The following is a 16,737-nucleotide window of genomic DNA, read 5'->3' on the forward strand; positions in this document are numbered from 1 at the left end:
CATGGAGAAGTGGACACCGAAGCACGAGGCGCCCGAGCCCCTTGAGGGCCCCGTCGTCGCCACCGTCACCGGCGGCACGATCCTCTGGTTCGTCCTCTTCCTCGCGCAGCTCCCCTTCTACGGATGGTTCGACGACAACGGCCACACCTGGTGGATCTGGACCTGTCTGACCGGAGCCGGACTCGGGCTGATCGGCATCTGGTACGTCCGGGGGCGGGACGCCGCGATCAAGCGGGCCGCGGCCGCCGGGGAGCCCACCCCGGACGCCTGAGCCCGGACGCCCGGACGCCTGGGCCCCGGACGCCTGGGCCCCGGGCGCCTGAGCCCCTCCCGCGCGGAGGCCCCGGCGCCCCGCACCGGGCCCCGCACCGGCGTACGGCCACGGGAGCGTCCACGTCCTCCCCCTGCCGGATCCTCCGGTCTCCCGACGGGTGAACCGCACCCCCGGCCCGTACGGTCGGAGACATGACGCAGCGGGCACTCGACCCCTTCGGTGAACAGCCGGACCCCGGACCGCCCTCTCCCTTGCCCGTCCCGCCGTCGGGACTGAGCACCTCCGAGGTCGCGGAGCGGGTCGCCCGCGGCGAGGTCAACGACGTGCCCGTCCGCTCGTCCCGCTCGGTCACCGAGATCGTCCGGGCGAACGTCCTCACCCGTTTCAACCTGATCATCGGCGTGCTCTGGGTGATCATGCTGAGCGTCGCGCCGATCCAGGACAGCCTCTTCGGCTTCGTCATCCTGGCCAACACGGGCATCGGCATCGTCCAGGAGTGGCGTGCCAAGAGGACGCTGGACAGCCTCGCCGTCATCGGCGAGGCGAAACCGACGGTCCGCCGTGAGGGGACGTCCGCCGAGGTGTCCGTCTCCGAGATCGTCCTGGGCGACCTCATCGAGCTCGGTCCCGGCGACAAGGTCGTCGTGGACGGTACGGTCGCCGAGGCCGACAGTCTGGAGATCGACGAGTCGCTCCTCACCGGCGAGGCCGACCCGGTGACCAAGCGGCCCGGCGACCCCGTGATGTCGGGCAGCTTCGTCGTCGCGGGCACGGGCTCCTTCACCGCCACCAAGGTCGGCCGCGAGGCATACGCCGCTCAGCTCGCCGAGGAGGCCTCCCGCTTCACCCTCGTCCGGTCCGAGCTGCGCAGCGGCATCAGCACGATCCTCAAGTACGTGACGTGGATGATGGTGCCGACCGCGATCGGGCTGATCATCAGCCAGCTCGTCGTCAAGGACAACGACTTCAAGGAGTCGGTGGCCCGTACCGTCGGCGGCATCGTCCCGATGATCCCCGAGGGGCTCGTCCTGCTCACCTCGGTCGCCTTCGCCATCGGTGTCGTCCGGCTCGGCCGCAAGCAGTGCCTGGTGCAGGAGCTCCCCGCCATCGAGGGCCTGGCCCGGGTCGACACCGTCTGCCTGGACAAGACCGGCACCCTCACCGAGGGTGGCATGGACGTCACCGAGGTCCGCCCGCTGAACGGCGCCGACCAGGACTACGTCAACCGCGTCCTGGGCGCCCTCGGCGCCTCCGACCCGCGGCCCAACGCCAGCCTCCGGGCCGTCATCGACGCCTGCCCGGACGGGCAGGGCTGGGCCGTCAGGGAAGCCCTGCCGTTCTCCTCGGCCCGAAAATACAGCGGCGCCGCGTTCACCGAGGGCGACGGCGAGGCGTCCGCGTGGCTCCTCGGCGCCCCCGACGTGCTGCTGCCCGACGGTGACCCCGCGCTGGCGGACCTCGGGCACCTCGACGAACAGGGCCTGCGGGTCCTGCTCCTCGCCCGGCTCCGGGGCGAGCTGGACGCCCCGGACGCCGCCGCCGGGGCCGTACCCACCGCGCTGGTCGTCCTGGAGCAGCGGCTGCGGCCGGACGCCGGGGACACCCTGGCCTACTTCGCCGACCAGGACGTCGCCGCCAAGGTCATCTCGGGCGACAACGCCGTCTCGGTCGGCGCGGTCGCCCGGAAGCTGGACATGCCGGGCGCCGAACACCCGGTGGACGCCCGCCGGCTGCCCGCCGACCCGGACGACATGGCGAGCGCGATCGAACGCAACGCCGTCTTCGGCCGGGTCGCCCCGCAGCAGAAACGGGACATGGTCCAAGCCCTCCGGACACGCGGCCACACGGTCGCGATGACGGGCGACGGCGTCAACGACGTCCTTGCCCTGAAGGACGCCGACATCGGGGTCTCGATGGGCTCGGGCTCGGAGGCGACCCGGGCCGTGGCCCAGATCGTGCTCCTCGACAACAGCTTCGCGACACTGCCGTCCGTCGTCGCGGAGGGCCGCCGGGTCATCGGCAACATCACCCGGGTCGCCACGCTGTTCCTGACGAAGACCGTGTACTCGGTGCTCCTGGCGATCCTGGTGGTCTGCTTCCAGGTGGAGTACCCGTTCCTTCCGCGCCACCTCACGCTGCTCTCCACCCTGACGATCGGCGTTCCCGCGTTCTTCCTGGCACTCGCGCCGAACAAGGAGCGGGCCCGCCCGCACTTCGTACGCCGTGTGATGCGGTACGCGGTCCCGTCCGGGGTCGTCGCGGGGGCGGCCACCTTCGTCACGTACCTGCTGGCCCGGCACCACTACGCCGGTACGGGCGCGCTGGACGCCGAGACGAGCACGGCGACGCTCACGCTCTTCCTGGTCTCGATGTGGGTCCTGGCGATCATCGCCCGCCCGTACACCTGGTGGCGGGTCGCCCTGGTGACGGCGATGGGGCTGGGCTTCCTGATCGTGCTGGCGGTGCCGTGGCTCCAGGACTTCTTCGCGCTGAAGCTGGTGGGCTCGGTCATGCCGTGGGCGGCCGTGGGGATCGCGGCGGTCGCGGCGGCCCTGCTGGAACTGGCCTGGCGGCTGATCGGCCGCCGCTTCCCCACCTGAGCCCCGCCCGCGGGGCCGCGCTCAGTCGAACCAGCGGTCCCGGGCCAGCTCCTCCGTACGGGACGGGTCCTCCAGCAGGGCCGCCACCTCGAAGCGGCGCGGCCACTGCCCGGCGGCCCAGGCGAGGCCGGCCGCCACGCCCTCCAGGGTGGACGCGTGGACCACACCGTCCGGGGTGCGGCGCCAGTCCAGCTCGACGCCGCCCGCGCGCAGCTCCTCGTGCTCGACGTACGTGTCCGGGGTGCCGGCGCCGAGCAGGACGCGCACCGGATCGGGTACGCGATGCTCCTCGCCCTCCGTCGTGACCTCGGCCTCGACGGTCTCGCCGAGCCGCCGAACCTGGAGCAGGTCCGCCAGCTCCGCCGCCCGGACCGGGGCGACCGGCAGCAGGGGGATCCCGCCGGTCAGCGGCAGCACGTCGGGTGCGTCGGCGATCAGGGCATCCGCCGCGTCGACCACCCGCACCTCGTCGTCGACGACGGCCCGCAGCTCGTCGGGCAGCGTGACCTGCTCCGGTTCCAGCTCGGCGAGCGCCGTGTAGAGCGAGTGCAGCTGTACGGGGCCGACGGGCCGGTCCTCGTCCGCGAGCCGGCCCAGCAGCTCGGCCGCACCGCCGGGCTCGTCCAGCAGCGCGGCCACCGACGTGCGCACGCCGAGGGCGCGCAGCACCTGTGCGTCGTCGAAGCCCGTCGCGTCGGCGGAGTCGTACAGGCCGGCCAGGCGCGGGTCCCCGCCCGCGGCGCGCAGACCCGCCGGCCGCCGGCCGTCCAGGACGGGGTGGTCGCGCAGCCACCAGGCCGTGTACGGGCGTACGGACTGCGTCGTGCCGTCGGGGAGGAGCACCCGCACCGGCTGGGTCAGCGCGTCGCGCAGCGGGGGCCGGGCGAGCATCGCGAGCGCCTGCGGCCAGGCGTCGTCGTCGACGAGGTCCAGGTCGCGTACGGCGACGAGTTCGGTGGCGACCGGCGGCACCGGGGTGTCCGGGAGCTGGTCGAGCACGTCCTCGCACCACACGTCGACGGCGTCGAGCAGCCCCGCGTCGTCGGGCTCGGCGAAGTCACCGTCCCGGGGCTCGAGTTCATCGGGGTCCAGCACGACGTCGGTGGCCCGTACCAGCGCGAAGGTGGCCAGCACCCCGCAGGCGGTGAGCGGCTGCTCACCCCAGCGCTCGGCCAGTTCCGCCTCGCACAGGGCGAGTTCGCCCTCGCGCATGACCTGGGCGAAGGGGCTGCCGGGCAGCACCAGCTCGCCGGCGGGCGCGGGTTCGCCGTCCTCGTCGGGCAGGGCCAGGGCGCCCAGCCAGGGCTCGTCACCCGGTTCGAGGTCCGCGTCCCGTACGAGCGTGAGGACCGTCTCGGCGAGCTCGTCACCGTCCAGGGCGTCCTCGTCCCAGATCTCCCCCGCGTCCAGCGATCCGGCCACGGCGGCCCGGACCTGCGGGGTCGTCAGGACGGCCCGGGGAGTGGCGGGCAGGGCGCCCAGCTTCTCCAGCAGCGGGTGTGCCGCGTCCGGGTGGGCGACCTTCAGCCCGAGCCGGGACAGCCGGGCGAGGACCGGGGCGGTCAGCGCGTCAGGCAGCGGGAGGAGGACCTGGCGGGGCCCGATGGCGGTGCGGGGCGGGTGCGTGTCCGCGGGTCCGGCCAGCGGGACGGGGAGGCCGGAGAGGCGGTCCGGGTCGACACCGGCCAGGCTGTCGTACAGCCGCCGCCACCATTCGGGAGCCCGCTCCAGGCCGGCCAGCCGGTCGATGGCCTCGGTCAGCGGGACGCGGGCCACACCGAGCGTACGGAGTTCGGGGCGGCGCTCCAGCCCGGCGGGCAGCAGGCAGGGCAGGACCTCGGCCAGGACCCGTACGGTCTCGGCGCCCACGCCCTCGACGACCTCGGCCTCGACCGGCCGCAGCCCGGCGGCCGCCTTGGCCGGGGCCCCGGCACCGGTCTCCCAGTCACCCCATTCACCGCTCCCGACCACCTCCGGGTCCCGGGGGGCGGCGGGCTCCAGGAACGCGATCCGGGGCAGCCTCTCCAGGATCGCGGCCCGCAGCGCGCCGTCCAGCACGCCCTTGCCCAGCGGCCCCGGCACGAGCGCGATCGTGGCGATGGACAGGGGCTCCCACCCGGCGAGCAGCTCCGCGTACGCGTCGGCCGCGCGCTGCACCAGGAAGTCGGTCAGCGGCCCGGGCGCGGGGTGCCTGCGGGTGGTGTCCAGCGGCAGCGAGGCGATGAGGAGAGCGGGGACACCCAGAGGTTCGTCCGTGGGCGTCGGCGCGTGCACGACGGGTGCGGTACGGGGGTGCTCGGGTCCCCCGTCCTCGCCGACGGGCACGGCCCACGTCACCGACCAGTGCGGACGCAGCCGCTCCTCGACGGGCCGGCCGGCCAGGAGCGCGGGCTCGACGGGGCCGTGGTGGGCGACGGTGCGCCAGCGGCGCGTCCCGTGCGCCGTGTCGTCGACGTGCGTGTAGGGGCCGTGCTGCGAGCGGCTCAACGTCCGTACGCCGTCCGGCGTTTCGACGACGACCTCGTCGAGGCCGGGGAGCGTGAGCAGAAGTGCGTCGTCCACACCGGCGAGCAGCCGGCCCACGAGGTCCTCGGCGACACCGTCGCGGAGCGGCAGGACGACGACGGTGTCGTACCCGTCGGGCGCGGAGCCCTCGGCGGGCAGCGGGAGCCGGAGCAACGGCACGTGGCCGTCGCGGCGGCGGAGTTCGTCGCCGAGGCCCGGGCTGCCGACGGCGGCCTGCCGGGCGAGGTCGCGGGCCTCCGCGAGGGACCAGCGGACGCCTCCGTGGCGCCCGAGGACGGCGGGCTCGTCGCTGACGGCGAGCACGGCGGCGAAGCCGACGCCGAAACGGCCGACGGACGACTCGTGGCCCTCGCGCTTGGCGGAGGCCCGGAGCGTGCTCAGCGACTCGACGCCGGTGGCGTCCAGGGGGGCGCCGGTGTTGGCGGCGGCGAGGACGGCCGCGGCGTCGCCCGCCTCGTGCAGGGTGAGCCGCAGCCGGCCGGGCACGCCCGCGCGGGCGGCGGCGTCCGCGGCGTTCTGCGCCAGCTCGACGACCAGGCGGTCGCGGTAGCCGCCGAGGGCGAGGTCCTCCTCGGCGTTGGCGTCCTCACGGAAGCGTGCGGGGCCCGCTCCCCAGGCGTCGAGCACGCCGCGCCGCAGCCGTGCCGTCCCGAACGGATCGGCCCCCTCGGTCGCATTCACGCTCACGCTCGTAACTCCGCTCTTCCGGTGACCCACCAACGCCCAGTGTGCGCCCGAAAGGTACCGCGAGCGGAGTCCGCCCGGTGCCGCCCCGCTGCCCGTACCGCGTGGCCGGGCCCCGGGGCGGCCACGCCTCAGGAGTGACCGAGGTCCTCCGTCGTCCCGTCCGGCTGGGACGGGCCCGAGCCGGAGTCGTCCGCCGGCCGCAGCGAGTAGTCGTCCACCTGCATCGTGTCCAGTGCGTGCGGCGCCCGCGGCGACTTCGGCATCACCGCGGCCTCGGAGTGCCCCCCGCAGCCGTACGACAGCGAGACGACGCGGCCGTCCGCCGGAGCGAACTCGTTCGCGCACACCCCGAAGGCCTGCTTCAGCGACCCCGCCATGGGCACCAGGAACGCGCACGTCACGCACGAGGCAGGCGCGGCCTGCGCCATCGGCGTCCTGGCCCCGAACTCCTCGTCCCACCGGTCAGCCGCCAGCCGCAGACCGTACCGGGACAGCACCCGCGCACGGCGCGTGCCGAGCTCTTCCGCGACCGAGGCGATCGAGCCGCGGCTCGTGGACGGCCGGGTCGTCAGCTCCGCGTCCTCCACGTCCACGAGAGCCGCCAGCTCCTGCGACACGTCGGACACCGCGGAGTTCGGCAGCGGCTCGTCCTCGCCGGTCCAGCCCGGCTCCAGGCGGGGGTCCTCCGCCTCGGTGGGGAGCAGGTCGCCGGGGCCCATGTCACCGGGCCGCAGCCGCTCGCTCCACGGCACCCACTCGGGCGCCAGGAGCGCGTCGTCCCCGGGCAGCAGCACCGTTTCGTCAAGGGTGACGTTCTTGGCGCGGGAGGCCCTGGCGACCGTCACCGCCCAGCGCCAGCCCCGGTAACCGGGTTCCTTGCTCTCGAAGTAGTGCGTGACGACCCGGTCCCCCTCGGAGACAAGGCCCACGTGTTCACCGACCACTCCGGGCGCGGCGGCCTCCTCGGCCGCTGCGCGGGCGAGGTCTACCGCCTCGGCGCACAGACGGTCGGGGGCGGGGGTACGGGCCGTACGGCTTCGCGTCGTCGCAGCACTCACAGGTCTCGCTTCTCTCCATACGCCGTCTCGAGCGCGCCAGCAGCTCCATCGATGTCCGATTTCGGCCATGACAGTTGTGGGCGGAGCGGACCTGGGGGCCGCGTCGACGTCCACACCCGTTGTGCCTGCCTCGGGCGCGCCTTCTGCCACCCATTCTGCGGGATCGCGGAGAGGCGCGCGGCCAAGAACAACCGCCGGTGGCGCGTGAGTGCACGCTACCCTCTCCGCCGCCCTGCGCCCACCTGCCCGTCCCGATCCGGACCGGAACGGCATCGGATCGTCAGGTGAGCACGGGTACGGGGCGGGCAAACCCGTCCGTATCCGGACCGATCTCCGGACGCCTCGCCATCGCATCCCGGCCATGTCGCGGCCCCGGACGACTCACCCGACCGAGCCCCCGCCGCCGCGCCCCGGCCCGATCTCGGTTCGTGACGGCGGGCAGTGGGGCACTATGACCACGTGGCTGCCGACAGGTCGTCCGACGGGACCGGTCCGCTCCGCAGGGCGGGCCGGGCGACGGGTCATGCCCTGCGCGCCCCGTTCACGGCCACGGCGCGGGGCGTCCGGAAGGCGACACACGCCCACGGGGCCGGCGAGTCCGGCCTGGGCAAGCTGATCGAACTGCACGCGGTCAACGGCGCGGGCGACGTCATGGTCACCGTCGCCCTGGCCTCCACGGTCTTCTTCTCCGTGCCGACGGACGAGGCCCGCGGGCGCGTCGCCCTCTACCTCGCCGTCACGATGGCCCCCTTCATCCTGCTCGCCCCGGTGATCGGCCCGCTCCTGGACCGCCTGCCGCACGGCCGTCGCGCCGCGATGGCCGGGGCGATGTTCGCCCGGGCGGTTCTCGCGCTCATGATGTCCGGGGCGGTGGCGACGGGCGGCCTGGAGCTCTATCCGGCGGCACTGGGCGTCCTGGTCTCCTCCAAGGCGTACGGGGTCGTGCGCAGTGCCGTCGTCCCCCGGCTGCTGCCACCCCGCTTCTCCCTGGTCAAGGCCAATTCACGGGTCACGCTGGCCGGGCTGCTGGCCACGGGGGCGGCGGCCCCGATCGGGGCCGGGCTGCAGAGCATCGGATCACCCTGGCCGCTCTACGGCGCCTGCGTGATCTTCCTCGGCGGGACCGTCCTCGCCTTCACCCTGCCGCACAAGGTGGACTCGGCCAAGGGTGAGCGCAAGGCCCGCCTCGTCCCCCCGCACGGCGAGACCTCCCCGCCCGCCGCCCGCCCGGGCAACGGCAGGAGGAACGGCCGGAGAAGCGGCCGGGACAAGCCACCGGGGCTGCGGTCGGTCGGGCCGGCCGTTCTGCACGGGCTCCAGGCGAACGCCGCGCACCGCGCCCTCTCCGGCTTCCTGATCTTCTTCCTGGCGTTCCTGCTGCGCGAGCACCCGCTCGCCGGGCAGAGCGCCGCCGTCTCGCTCGGCATCGTCGGCGTCGCGGCGGGGGCAGGGAACGCCTGCGGTACGGCGGTGGGTTCCTGGCTCAGGGCCCGCGGCCCGGAGGTCATCATCGCGACGGTGCTGGGGCTCGCCCTGGGCGTCGCCGTCCTGGCGGCGGTGTTCTTCAGCACCGTGATGGTCGCCGCGCTCGGCGCGGTCGCCGGATTCACCCAGGCCTTGTCGAAGCTGTCCCTGGACGCCATGATCCAGCGGGACGTCCCGGAGGAGGTGCGCACGTCGGCGTTCGCCCGGTCCGAGACCCTGCTCCAGATGGCCTGGGTGGTGGGCGGAGCCGTCGGGATCGCGCTCCCCCTCAACGGAGTACTGGGCATGTCGGTCGCCGCCGGGATCCTCGCGCTCGGCGCCACCACCTCCGTACGGGGCCTCCTGGGGGCCGCCCGGCGCGGCTCACCGCACCCCCGCGTGGCATGAGCGGTGACGACCGATAGCCTTCGGCGCATGACCGTTGCGTTCTTCTCCGGTAAGGGCCGTCGAATCGGCGTCGCTCTCGGTGCCGTGTCCGCGGGACTCCTTGTCCTGTCCGCCTGCGACAAGCCGACGCCGCTCGCCACCGTGACGGTCGGCGACACCTCGGTGAGCACCGAGGCCGCCTGCTACAACGACGGCAAGGCACTCAAGGAGTCCGAGATCCAGGGCTGCCTCAACAAGAAGGCGGACAAGTCCGTCAAGGTCGCGATGGACGACAAGGTCCGCTTCGGCGTCGACCCGGAGATCGCGGACCACGGCTGGACCCTGTTCATCAACGGCCAGCAGGCCGAGCAGGAGCCGTACAAGAAGACCTACCGGTCCATCCCGGGCAGTGCCTTCTTCGCCAGCCAGACCGGCGAGACCACGGCGGACAAGACTCAGGTCAGCATCGTCGAGGCCCAGGGCCGGAAGCTCACGGGCATCTGGCACTTCGAGCTCCGGAAGACCTCCTGACCCCCCGGCTCCGATGACCACCACCGTGCGCGTGCTCGTCGTGACCGCCGTTCCTGCGGAACGGGACGCGGTCACGCGCGCGTTCGGGGCGCCGCGGGTTCGTGACGTGCCGGGTGCCGAGGTGCACCGGGCCGGCCCGTTCGACGTCCTGGCGGGCGGCGCGGGTCCTGCCGCCGCCGCGGCCTCGACCGCCTTCGCCCTCGCGGCCGCCCCGGCCTCGGAGCCGTACGGTCTCGTCGTGTCGGCGGGCATCGGGGGCGGCTTCGCCCCCGCCGCACCCGTCGGCTCGCTCGTCGTGGCGAGCGGGATCGTCGCCGCCGACCTGGGCGCCGAGACCCCGGACGGCTTCGTGCCCGTCACCGGGCTCGGCTTCGGCCGGGACACCTTCCTGCCGCCCGCGGCGCTCGTACGGGACGTGGCGGCGGCCACCGGCGCCGTCCCGGGCCCCGTCCTCACCGTGTCCACCGTGACCGGCAGCGCGGCCCGCACGGCCGCCCTGCTGGCCGCACACCCCGGCGCGGCCGCCGAGGCCATGGAGGGCTTCGGCGTCGCGGAAGCCGCCGGACGGCTCGGGGTGCCGGTCATCGAACTCCGCGCGGTCTCGAACACCGTGGGGCCGCGCGACCGGGGCGCCTGGCGCATCGGGGAAGCCCTGGCCGCGCTCTCCGGGGCCTTCGGGAAGATCGCACCTGTAGTGGAAAGTTGGACCCAGCATGACCGACACGACCCGAACCGGGACTGACACCGCCCCCGACTCCGCCGCGGCGGCACCTCCGGCGCTGCGGATCGCCTTCTCGCCCTGCCCGAACGACACGTTCGTCTTCGACGCCTGGGCGCACGGAAGGGTCCCCGGCGCGCCCGCCCTCGACGTCACCTTCGCGGACATCGACCTCACCAACGGCATGGCCGAGCGCGGTGAGTTCGACGTGCTGAAGGTGTCCTACGCCGTCCTGCCGTGGGTGCTGGACGAGTACGCGCTGCTGCCCTGCGGCGGCGCGCTCGGTCGTGGCTGCGGGCCGCTCGTCCTCACCAGGGAGCCGGGCACGGACCTGACGGGGAAGACCGTCGCGGTGCCCAGCGAGCGCTCCACCGCGTATCTGCTGTTCCGGCTCTGGGCGGCCGAGGTCGTGCCGGGCGGGGTGGGCGAGATCGTCGTCCTCCCGTTCGACGAGATCATGCCCGCGGTGCGTGACGGCCGGGTGGACGCCGGGCTCGTGATCCACGAGGCCCGCTTCACCTATCGCACCTACGGTCTGCACAGCCTCGCCGACATGGGCGAGCACTGGGAGTCGACCACCGGCCTGCCGATCCCGCTCGGGGCGATCATCGCCAAGCGGTCGCTGGGCGATGAGACGCTGCGGCAGCTGGCCGAAGCCGTCCGCACCTCGGTGCGGATGGCCTGGGACGACCCGGAGCGCTCGCGCGGTTACGTCCAGGAGCACGCCCAGGAGATGGACCCGGCCGTGGCCGACCAGCACATCGGGCTCTACGTCAACGAGTTCACCGCCGACCTCGGCGAGAGCGGTTACGCGGCGATCCGCGGGCTGCTGACACGGGCTGCGGCCGAAGGCCTCGTGCCGCCCCTGCGCCCGGACGCGCTGTCGTTCGCCGCCACCCGCTGACACCACCGCCCCCGGCGGAACGCCGGGGGCGGTGCGGGCTCAGACGTCGAGCTGGTCGGCGACCGCCCTCAGCAGGCCGGCGATCTTCGCGCCCGCGGCCTTGTCGGGGTACCGGCCCCGCTCCAGCAGCGGCGTGATGTTCTCCAGGACGGTCGTCAGGTCCTGCACGATCGACGCCAGTTCGTCCGGCTTGCGCCGCTGCGCGGCGGCGACGGACGGGGTGGGATCCAGGATCACCACGGAGAGGGCCTGGTCACCGCGCTGGCCCGCGACCACCCCGAACTCGACGCGCTGACCGGGCTTGAGCGCGTCGACACCGGCCGGGAGCACCGAGGAGTGGACGAAGACGTCGGCGCCGTCGTCGCGCGAGAGAAAACCGAAGCCCTTTTCGGCATTGAACCATTTGACCTTACCCGTGGGCACGTCTGTCCTCGTCCTCGTACTCGTCGGTGAGCGGCGGAGCCGTGAACGGCTCCGGATAGCAGTACAGCGGGTCCTCGTGACCCGCCGGGTCCAAGGCTAGTGGCCCGAGGGCCGGAGACAAGACGTCGCCGGACGGTTACGCCGAGCTGGGAACTACCCTGGCCGGGTGAGTACTACTCCTTCCGGCGCAGGCGACCGGCTCGTTCAGGTCGGCGCGATCGTCTTCTTCATCGGCGCACTCGCCACCATGGTCACCGTGGCCCCACTGTTCCTGGGCACCGATCCGTTCCCGTCCGTCGCTTATGCGGTGTGCATGCTGATGGGACTGGGCTTCCTGATCGCCGCGGCGGGGGTGGTGCGCTCGGTGTGGAAGAACTCCCCGAAGCGCGCCGCCACGCGCTAGAGGCCCGTTCGGCGCTGCGCGGCGAAGGTACGCAGCCAGGCCGGGAACTCCGTGAGATCTGGCAGGATCACGTCGGCACCCGCCGCCCGCAGTTCCGCCGCGTCGCAGGGGCCCGTCGGGACGCCGACCGACAGGGCGTTCGCGGCGCGTGCCCCACGGACGTCCCCGGTGTGGTCACCGACGTATATCCGCGCGCCGTGCTCCAGCAGCGCCTCTGCCTTGGCCTCGGCCCAGAGCCCGCCGATCAGCACGTCCGGCGTGATGCCCAGGTGGGCGAGGTGGAGCTTGGCGTTCGGCTCGTACTTCGCCGTGACGACGAGTGCCCGGCCGCCCAGCTCCTGCACCGCCTCCACGGCTTCCCGGGCGCCGGGCAGAGCGGTCGTCGGCGTGATCGCCGTGTCCGGGTAGAGCGCGCGGTACCGGTCGGCGACCTCGGCGACCTCGTCGGCCGGGAACCAGTTGGCCAACTCCTCCTCGAGCGGCGGGCCGAGCCGGCTCACGACCAGGTCGGTGTCGATGGGCGCTCCGGTCTCGGCCGCCAGGACGAGGTAGGCGGCCTTGATGCCCGGCCGGGAGTCGATGAGCGTCATGTCGAGGTCGAAACCGACCGTCGGGGCAGCTGAGTCCATGCCGCCATTGTGCCGAGGGGGCCGGGCGGGGTGAGAGGCGCCCGCCCGGGGTGGCGGACACGTCGCCGCTTAGGCTTAGCCAAGCCTTACCTCGCTCCACCCAGCTCCCCGCCCGCCTGCCTGCCACCCGATTGGTACCGATGGCCGCCGCACCCCGCCTGTCCGGACGCGCTCCCGCCACGGCCATGGCCGTCGTCGCGCTGCTGGTGGCCGTACTGCTCAGCCTGGCCGTGGGGGCCCGGTCCATCGCACCCGCCGCAGTCTTCGACGCCCTGCTGCACGGCGGCCACTCCGACGCCGCCGAGGTGATCCGGCAGATGCGGGTTCCGCGCACCCTGATCGGCCTCATGGTCGGCGCGGCACTGGCCGTCGCGGGTACGGCGCTGCAGGGCATCACGCGCAACCCCATCGCCGACCCGGGCATCCTCGGCATCAGCCAGGGCGCCTCGGTGGCCGTCGTGCTGGCCATCGCGTACGCCGGAGTCCACACGCTCTCCGGGTACGTGTGGTTCGCGTTCGCGGGGGCCGCCGTGGCGTCCGTCGCCGTCTACACCGTCGCCGCCCGGGGACGCGGTGGCGCCACGCCCGTGAAACTCGCACTGGGCGGTGCGGCGGTCAACGCGCTGCTGGTGTCGGTGACGATGGCCGTACTCACCACCAAGGCGTCGGCGCTCGACGAGTTCCGTTTCTGGCAGGTGGGCTCGGTCGCCGGCCGGGAGGCCCAGGTCGCCCAGCAGATCTGGCCGTTCCTGCTGGCCGGACTCGTGCTCGTGCTGTCGGTGGCGCGCGGGTTGGACGCGCTGGCCCTGGGCGAGGACGTGGCGAAGGGCCTCGGGCGGAACGTGGCGACCGTGCGCGTCGTGGGCGGCATCGGTGCCACGGTGCTCACCGGCGCCGGGGTGGCGGCGGCGGGGCCCATCGCGTTCGTCGGCCTCGCGGTCCCCCACATCGCCCGTGCGATCGTGGGCGGCGACCACCGCTGGGTGCTGCCGATGGCGGCCCTGGTCGGCCCCGTGATGCTTCTCCTCTCCGACGTCGTCGGCCGGGTCGTCCTTCCGCCGGGTGAGGTCCCGGCAGGCGTGATGACGGCACTGATCGGTGTGCCGTTCCTGGTCACCCTCGTACGCCGGAAGGCGGTGCCCGCATGAGCGCGGACACGGCGGTGCCCGCCCGGACGGGGCGGACGCCGGTGCGGCCGGCCGGCTACGGCGTCGTACGGATCGGCAAGCGGGCGGGCTTCCTGTTCCACCGGCGGGGCGGGCTCGTCGCGGTCGTCCTCGCCGTTCTGCTGGCGGCCGTCTGTGTCGCCTACCTCTGCGTCGGCGAGAGCTTCGTCGCACCGGCCGAGGTCGTGAAGGTGGTGCTCGGGCGGCCGTCGCCGGACGAACTGGTCGTGGGCACCCTGCGGTTGCCCCGCCTCGTCGTCGGGCTGCTCGTCGGCGCCGCGTTCGGTGTCGCCGGGGCGCTGATCCAGACGGTCGCCCGCAACCCGCTCGCCAGCCCCGACATCATCGGCATCAGCCAGGGAGCGAGCGCGCTCACGGTCGGCGCGATGACCTTCGGGGTCACCTCGTACAGCGTCCTGCCCTACCTCTCCGTCATCGGCGGAGTCGCCGCGGCCGCGCTCGTCCACGTCTTCGCCTGGCGCGGCGGGCTGCACGCGACCCGGTTCGTCCTCATCGGCATCGGCATCGCGATCGCCCTGCGGTCGGTGACGACCCTGTTCCTGACCGAGGGCGACCACATGGTCGCCCAGCAGGCCCAGATCTGGATGACGGGTTCGCTCAACGGACGCGGCTGGAACGAGGCAGCCCCGATCGGCTGGGCCCTGCTCGTCCTGCTGCCCGCCGTGCTCTGGGCCGCCCGGGCGCAGCGCACGGTATCGATGGACGACGACACGGCGACCGCGCTCGGCGTACGGCTGGACCGCGTCCGGCTGGGGCTGGTGGCCGTCGGTGTGGTCCTGGCGTCGGTGGCGACGGGCACGGCCGGGCCGGTCGACTTCGTGGCGCTCCTGGCCCCGCAGATCGCCCGCCGGACGACGCGTACGGCGCAGATCCCACTGCTGTCCTCCGCCCTGCTCGGGGCGGTCGTCGTGGTCTTCGGCGATCTCCTCGCCCGCAGGCTCTTCTCGCCCACCGAACTGCCCGTGGGCGTCCTGACGGCGGCGGTCGGCGCCCCGTACCTGATCTGGCTGATCATCCGCGGTCACCGTGGCCGCACGGGAGGCAACGCATGAGCACGACCGGCCCCGGTTCCCTTTCGGTTCCCGCTTCCGCCTCCGACGCCGTGACGAGCCGGCTCAGGGCGCGCGGGCTGACCCTCGCCTACGACGGCCGCACCGTCGTGCACGGGCTGGACCTGGCCGTGCCCGACGGGCAGGTGACGGTCATCGTCGGCCCGAACGCCTGCGGCAAGTCGACCACCCTGCGGGCGCTCGGCCGGCTGCTGAAGCCCGCCGGCGGGTCGGTGCTCCTGGACGGTACGGAGCTCTCCCGCATACCCACCCGAAAGATCGCCCAGTCGGTGGGGCTGCTCCCGCAGACGCCCGTGGCACCCGAGGCGATCACCGTCTCCGACCTCGTCGCCCGTGGGCGCCAGCCGCACCAGCACTGGTGGCAGCAGTGGTCGGAGGCGGACGAGCGCGCGGTGACGGACGCCATGGAGCGCACGGACATCACCGCGCTCGGCGACCGGCCGGTGGACGAGCTGTCCGGCGGCCAGCGCCAGCGCGTGTGGATCGCGATGGCGCTCGCGCAGGAGACGGACCTGCTGCTGCTCGACGAACCGACGACGTACCTCGACATCGCGCACCAGGTGGAGGTCCTGGACCTGGTGCGCCGGCTCGCCGCCCCGGCGGCGGACGGCAGGCGCGGGCGGACCGTCGTCACGGTGCTCCACGACCTCAACCAGGCCGCCCGGTACGCCGACCACCTCGTCGCCATGAAGGCGGGCCGGATCGTCGCCGAGGGCCGCCCCGGGGACGTCGTCACCGCCGAGCTCGTACGCGAGGTCTTCGGCCTGGACGCGGTGATCGTCCCGGACCCGGTCACGGGTTCGCCGCTCGTCGTGCCCGGCGCACCCTGGTCCCCCTCTCTGCCCACTTCCGGAAAGGCACACTGACATGCTCCCCTCGCCCCGCCCGCTCGTCGCCGGCTCGCTCGCCGTGACGGCCGCCCTGGCCCTCGCCGCCTGCGGCTCGTCCGGCACGGACTCCGACGCGACCTCCGGCAACGGCACCGCCTCCCCCGCGACGCACACCGTCGCCACCGCGATGGGCAACGTCAAGGTGCCCGTGGCGCCGAAGCGGGTCGTCGTCCTGGACACCGCCGAGCTGGACTCCGCGCTCACCCTCGGCGTGAAGCCGGTCGGCGCCACGCACGCGGACGTCGAGTCGGGCTTCCTCAGCTACCTGCCCGAGGACGAGGTGGCGGGCATCAAGGACGTCGGCGCCATGATGACGCCGAACCTGGAGTCCATCGCCGCACTGAAGCCCGACCTGATCCTGACCAGCAAGATCCGGCACGCCGATAAGTACGACGAGCTGAAGAAGATCGCACCGACGGTGATGACGGAGAACACCGGCTACACCTGGAAGGAGAACTTCCAGACCCACGCCAACGCGCTCGGCAAGGTGCCGGAGGCCGAGAAGGTCATCGCCGACTACACCGCGCACGTCGGAAAGGTCACCGAGGCGCTCGGCGGGAAGGAGAAGGCGGCGGCCACCGAGGTCAACATGGTGCGCTTCGTCGAGGGCGCCGACATCCGCGTCTACGGCAGGCAGAACTACATCGCGACGATCCTCGCCGACGTCGGCCTCGGCCGGCCCGCGATCGTGGACAAGGCCAAGGACGGCTTCTCCTACGACGTCAGCCCGGAGAAGATCGACCTCGCGGACGCGGACGTCGTCTTCCACTCGACGTACGGCGACGCGAAGAAGTCCAAGGAGGCGCAGACCGTCGGCAGCGGGCTGTGGAAGAACATGGCTGCCGTGAAGAACGGCAACGTCTTCCCGGTCGAGGACCAGCTGTGGATCCAGGGCATCGGCTACACGGCGGCGAACAGGATCCTGGACGAACTCCAGGCCGACCTGACGAAGTGACCCGGACCCGGCGAGCGGGTCCCGGGCCCCG

15 protein-coding genes are annotated in these 16,737 nt (G+C 73.5%); 11 read left to right on the top strand and 4 right to left on the bottom strand.

The genetic code is table 11. The features are described 5' to 3' along the window. The first annotated feature begins 1 nt into the window (after position 1). Together QFZ58_RS16135 and QFZ58_RS16140 are read left to right on the top strand one after the other, a co-directional pair. Positions 2 to 271, top strand: a complete 270-nt coding sequence (locus tag QFZ58_RS16135; RefSeq protein ID WP_307125615.1) for a DUF2530 domain-containing protein — start codon at positions 2 to 4, stop codon at positions 269 to 271. 194 nt (positions 272 to 465) lie between these two features. Then, on the top strand, positions 466 to 2,874 hold the full coding sequence (locus QFZ58_RS16140) for an HAD-IC family P-type ATPase (RefSeq protein WP_307125616.1): 2,409 nt from the start codon (positions 466 to 468) through the stop codon (positions 2,872 to 2,874). 21 nt (positions 2,875 to 2,895) lie between these two features. Here the strand turns inward: QFZ58_RS16140 and QFZ58_RS16145 are convergent, their stop codons facing one another. Together QFZ58_RS16145 and QFZ58_RS16150 are read right to left on the bottom strand one after the other, a co-directional pair. After that, a complete protein-coding gene (locus QFZ58_RS16145; protein WP_307128884.1) occupies positions 2,896 to 6,081 on the bottom strand; it encodes a sacsin N-terminal ATP-binding-like domain-containing protein in 3,186 nt (1,061 codons plus the stop codon). Positions 6,082 to 6,215: 134 nt separating this feature from the next. Continuing rightward, complete coding sequence (locus tag QFZ58_RS16150) at positions 6,216 to 7,145, bottom strand: DUF3027 domain-containing protein (protein ID WP_307125617.1); 930 nt, start codon at positions 7,143 to 7,145, stop codon at positions 6,216 to 6,218. 459 nt (positions 7,146 to 7,604) lie between these two features. Here QFZ58_RS16150 and QFZ58_RS16155 point away from each other — a divergent pair, with 459 nt between their 5' ends. The 4 genes from QFZ58_RS16155 to QFZ58_RS16170 are packed head-to-tail and all read left to right on the top strand — an operon-like array spanning position 7,605 to position 11,149. Beyond that, complete coding sequence (locus tag QFZ58_RS16155; protein WP_307125618.1) at positions 7,605 to 9,017, top strand: MFS transporter; 1,413 nt, start codon at positions 7,605 to 7,607, stop codon at positions 9,015 to 9,017. 27 nt (positions 9,018 to 9,044) lie between these two features. Further along, positions 9,045 to 9,527, top strand: a complete 483-nt coding sequence (locus tag QFZ58_RS16160; RefSeq protein WP_307125619.1) for a DUF2771 domain-containing protein — start codon at positions 9,045 to 9,047, stop codon at positions 9,525 to 9,527. A 25-nt stretch (positions 9,528 to 9,552) separates the two neighbouring features. Then, a complete protein-coding gene (locus QFZ58_RS16165; RefSeq protein ID WP_307128885.1) occupies positions 9,553 to 10,269 on the top strand; it encodes a futalosine hydrolase in 717 nt (238 codons plus the stop codon). Continuing rightward, positions 10,241 to 11,149, top strand: coding sequence for a 1,4-dihydroxy-6-naphthoate synthase (locus tag QFZ58_RS16170; protein ID WP_307125620.1), 909 nt, complete (start codon positions 10,241 to 10,243; stop codon positions 11,147 to 11,149). Before QFZ58_RS16165 ends, QFZ58_RS16170 begins: the two co-directional genes overlap by 29 nt. 39 nt (positions 11,150 to 11,188) lie before the next feature. Here QFZ58_RS16170 and QFZ58_RS16175 read toward each other — a convergent pair whose 3' ends face one another. Further along, entirely contained in the window at positions 11,189 to 11,572 is a 384-nt protein-coding gene (locus QFZ58_RS16175; RefSeq protein ID WP_307125621.1) for a cold-shock protein, read from the bottom strand. Between the two features lie 166 nt (positions 11,573 to 11,738). Between QFZ58_RS16175 and QFZ58_RS16180 the strand changes: the two genes are divergently transcribed. After that, entirely contained in the window at positions 11,739 to 11,975 is a 237-nt protein-coding gene (locus QFZ58_RS16180; protein WP_307125622.1) for a hypothetical protein, read from the top strand. Here the strand turns inward: QFZ58_RS16180 and QFZ58_RS16185 are convergent. Then, entirely contained in the window at positions 11,972 to 12,604 is a 633-nt protein-coding gene (locus tag QFZ58_RS16185; RefSeq protein ID WP_307125623.1) for an HAD family hydrolase, read from the bottom strand. The genes QFZ58_RS16180 and QFZ58_RS16185 overlap by 4 nt on opposite strands. Before the next feature lie 140 nt (positions 12,605 to 12,744). Between QFZ58_RS16185 and QFZ58_RS16190 the strand changes: the two genes are divergently transcribed. From QFZ58_RS16190 to QFZ58_RS16205, 4 genes are read left to right on the top strand one after another with little or no spacing between them, the layout of a single operon-like run. After that, positions 12,745 to 13,752, top strand: a complete 1,008-nt coding sequence (locus QFZ58_RS16190) for an iron ABC transporter permease (RefSeq protein ID WP_307125624.1) — start codon at positions 12,745 to 12,747, stop codon at positions 13,750 to 13,752. After that, positions 13,749 to 14,843 (top strand): iron chelate uptake ABC transporter family permease subunit, encoded by a 1,095-nt coding sequence (locus QFZ58_RS16195; protein ID WP_307125625.1) that lies wholly within the window; start codon positions 13,749 to 13,751, stop codon positions 14,841 to 14,843. The genes QFZ58_RS16190 and QFZ58_RS16195 overlap by 4 nt, the downstream gene beginning before the upstream one ends. Next, the gene (locus QFZ58_RS16200; RefSeq protein ID WP_307125626.1) at positions 14,840 to 15,727 is read left to right on the top strand and encodes an ABC transporter ATP-binding protein; all 888 of its coding nucleotides are present in this window, start codon (positions 14,840 to 14,842) and stop codon (positions 15,725 to 15,727) included. The genes QFZ58_RS16195 and QFZ58_RS16200 overlap by 4 nt, the downstream gene beginning before the upstream one ends. A 1-nt stretch (position 15,728) precedes the next feature. Continuing rightward, positions 15,729 to 16,706 carry an ABC transporter substrate-binding protein gene (locus QFZ58_RS16205; protein ID WP_307125627.1) on the top strand — a complete coding sequence of 326 codons (978 nt, stop codon included), beginning with the start codon at positions 15,729 to 15,731 and terminating at the stop codon, positions 16,704 to 16,706. The last annotated feature ends 31 nt before the right edge of the window (positions 16,707 to 16,737 follow it).

Origin of the sequence: Streptomyces sp. B1I3 (genome assembly GCF_030816615.1) — a bacterium.
GTDB lineage: Bacteria > Actinomycetota > Actinomycetes > Streptomycetales > Streptomycetaceae > Streptomyces.

Bases quoted from the DNA above. Each gene is read 5' to 3' on its own strand.
- QFZ58_RS16200 (WP_307125626.1), top strand. From the start codon at position 14,840: ATGAGCACGACCGGCCCCGGTTCCCTTTCGGTTCCCGCTTCCGCCTCC.
- QFZ58_RS16135 (WP_307125615.1), top strand. From the start codon at position 2: ATGGAGAAGTGGACACCGAAGCACGAGGCGCCCGAGCCCCTTGAGGGC.
- QFZ58_RS16160 (WP_307125619.1), top strand. From the start codon at position 9,045: ATGACCGTTGCGTTCTTCTCCGGTAAGGGCCGTCGAATCGGCGTCGCT.
- QFZ58_RS16170 (WP_307125620.1), top strand. From the start codon at position 10,241: ATGACCGACACGACCCGAACCGGGACTGACACCGCCCCCGACTCCGCC.
- QFZ58_RS16185 (WP_307125623.1), bottom strand. From the start codon at position 12,604: ATGGACTCAGCTGCCCCGACGGTCGGTTTCGACCTCGACATGACGCTC.
- QFZ58_RS16205 (WP_307125627.1), top strand. From the start codon at position 15,729: ATGCTCCCCTCGCCCCGCCCGCTCGTCGCCGGCTCGCTCGCCGTGACG.
- QFZ58_RS16140 (WP_307125616.1), top strand. From the start codon at position 466: ATGACGCAGCGGGCACTCGACCCCTTCGGTGAACAGCCGGACCCCGGA.
- QFZ58_RS16195 (WP_307125625.1), top strand. From the start codon at position 13,749: ATGAGCGCGGACACGGCGGTGCCCGCCCGGACGGGGCGGACGCCGGTG.
- QFZ58_RS16190 (WP_307125624.1), top strand. From the start codon at position 12,745: ATGGCCGCCGCACCCCGCCTGTCCGGACGCGCTCCCGCCACGGCCATG.